The organism is Actinophytocola sp., from assembly GCF_036002505.1.
Taxonomy (GTDB): Bacteria; Actinomycetota; Actinomycetes; order Mycobacteriales; family Pseudonocardiaceae; genus DASYTH01.
Map to the genome: position 1 here is coordinate 1 of NZ_DASYTH010000041.1, position 2,316 is coordinate 2,316.

General features: G+C 68.6%; 2 protein-coding genes. One reads left to right on the forward strand and one right to left on the reverse strand.

Annotated elements, in window-relative coordinates; all coding sequences use genetic code 11:
* Positions 1–197: 197 nt before the first annotated feature.
* The gene (locus VGR06_RS02420) at positions 198–1,550 is read right to left on the reverse strand and encodes an IS110 family transposase (protein ID WP_327557263.1); all 1,353 of its coding nucleotides are present in this window, start codon (positions 1,548–1,550) and stop codon (positions 198–200) included.
* Positions 1,551–1,710: 160 nt separating this feature from the next.
* Here VGR06_RS02420 and VGR06_RS02425 point away from each other — a divergent pair, with 160 nt between their 5' ends.
* A complete protein-coding gene (locus VGR06_RS02425) occupies positions 1,711–2,151 on the forward strand; it encodes a GNAT family N-acetyltransferase (RefSeq protein WP_327557264.1) in 441 nt (146 codons plus the stop codon).
* Positions 2,152–2,316: the final 165 nt, after the last annotated feature.

Consider the following 2,316-nt stretch of genomic DNA (forward strand, 5'->3'; position numbering starts at 1 on the left):
TTTGGGTCAAGGGTTTGGTCGGTGCCCTGGTCCGTCGTCTGTCCCTGCATAGCGGTTATGGGGCTGGGCCCAACAGCGTGTAATCGGGTTGAGGAGACGACGGGCGGGGCTGCCCATGATGAGCGTCGAGATCACGGTGTGTCTCAATGCCGCGGAGGGCTTGCCCCGACCGCCCGCTTGACGGGCTGCCTGACGAGTCAAGCGGCGATGGGCGCCGCCTGGCGGTGTCGGGTGCCGTGGGTGGCGATGCTGGGATCCCATGCGGTGCCGGTGGTGATGACCGCGTGTAGGTGTCGCAGGATCGCGGCCGCGATCACGGTCTGTGCCTGGGTCGGGGTGAGCTTGTTGTGCTCGCGCGTGGTGAGGTGGTGGTAGCGGGCGGCGTAGACGGGGTTGGCCTTCTGGGCACCCCACACGGTGCGCCACGCGGCCAGCCGAAGCCCGGGTCTGCCTTGCCCGGTGAGTTTGGTGCGGCCGGTGAACGCGCCGGAGGTGTTCTCCCGCGGCGCCAGGCCGGCGTGCTTGACCAGCGCCCGTGCGGTCGGGAACCGTCTCGGGTCTCCGGTCTCGGCCAGGATCGCCGCGGCTCCGATCGGGGAGAGCCCGCTGATCGAGGTGGCCAGCGCGGTCAGCTCGAGCTGGTCGAGGACGGCGGCCATGCGGGCTTCGGTGTCGGCCAGCCGCTGCCCGGCGTGCTGCCAGTCCTCCAGCAGCAGCGCCACCCGCTCGAGCGCGCCGAGCCGGTGCGCGGTCACCCCGGCCGGATCGGCCAGTGCAGCGAACAGCGCGCGCAGGATCCGCAGCGACGGTCTCTGCCCGCCGCGGTGGCTGATCTCGCGTCGGACCGCACGCTCGAACCTGGCTAACCCGAGACGCCGAGTGCGGGCCAGTTGTCCGCCGTCGCGGTCGCAGATCACCGTCATCGCCGCCGCCCACGTCTTCGACCGGAACGGCTGGCGGGCGGTGTCCAACGCGGCCGGCCACACGCACTCCAGCAGGGCCCGGATCTGCTGGATCTGGCTACCCGCCTCGGTGATCAGCTGCTCGCGGCGGGCACCCAGATGCCGCAACCGGCCCCAGGTCTCGTCGACTGGTTCGGGCAGATAGCAGCGCAGCTGCGCGGTCAGCCGGGCGATCAGCACCGCGTCCGTATCGTCGGTCTTGTCGACCGTGAGGTCCTCGCTGCGGCGCGCCCACGAGGTTTGCATCGGCTGCACGCACACGAACGGCATCGACCGCTGCGCTGCGAGCTGACCGAGGACCCGCCAGCGGTGCCCGGTCGGTTCGCACGCCACCGTCACCCCGGCAAACCCCCTGGCCGCGGCCCGGTCGACGGCCCAATCCAACGCCGCACCCAGGTCCCAGGCCCGGCAGCGGAACGTCCGCCGCGCCAGCACCTTCGAATCGTGGTCACAGACCACCACCGTCTGCTTGCGGTCGGCCAGATCGACCCCGACGATCGCGTTCTGCGTCGGCACCAGTGCCCGCAACCTCGCCAGTCGAGCGTTGCGGTTGCGATCCCCTCGAGACACGCCGCTAGCGTTGCCCATGAACGTCCTCCTCCTGCGATGGGACATCAAGCCCGACAAGCGCATCAGGAGGACGTTCCTACGCCACGAACCGACACGCAGAACGTCTTTCTATGCCGCCGACAGGTAACGCAATTGCCAAGTTCCGGTTGCCGCGCCGTGTCCGTACGGATGAACGACAATGAGTGACATGGCTCGCGGTCTTGGAGACGAGTACCAGCTGATCCACGCCGCGCCGACTGTTGAGGAATACCTAGAGCTCAGGGAACGGTCGGGGCTCACACCCAGGACCCTGGAGCAGGCAGCGGTTGGTCTGCAGGGCAGTTGGGTGGCGTGTCACATCGTCTACGAGCCCACCGGCCGTGCTGTGGCCATGGGTCGCGTGCTCGGGGATGGAGGGTGGTACTTCCACGTGGTCGACCTGGCGGTGCTGCCCGAGCATCAGCGCCGAGGCTTGGGTGATGCGGTGCTGACGGCGTTGCTGCACCACGTGCAGACTCACGCGCCGGCAGGTGCCTACGTCAGCCTCCTCGCTGATCCACCGGGGCGGCGACTTTACGCGCGCCATGGATTCACCGCCACGGCCCCACACTCCATCGGTATGGCTCTGCGGATGACTTGAGCGCCATCGAGGTGATGCCCGCTCATGCCGCGTTCAGATCACTACGAAGCGCCCGCAGGCGGTGGTTACGGTGGTCAGATGCTCGACCCGAACCGTCTTGACTTAGAGGAGATCGCCACGGCGCTGGCGGACCAGACCGACTACGAACACCGGTGGCTGATCAAC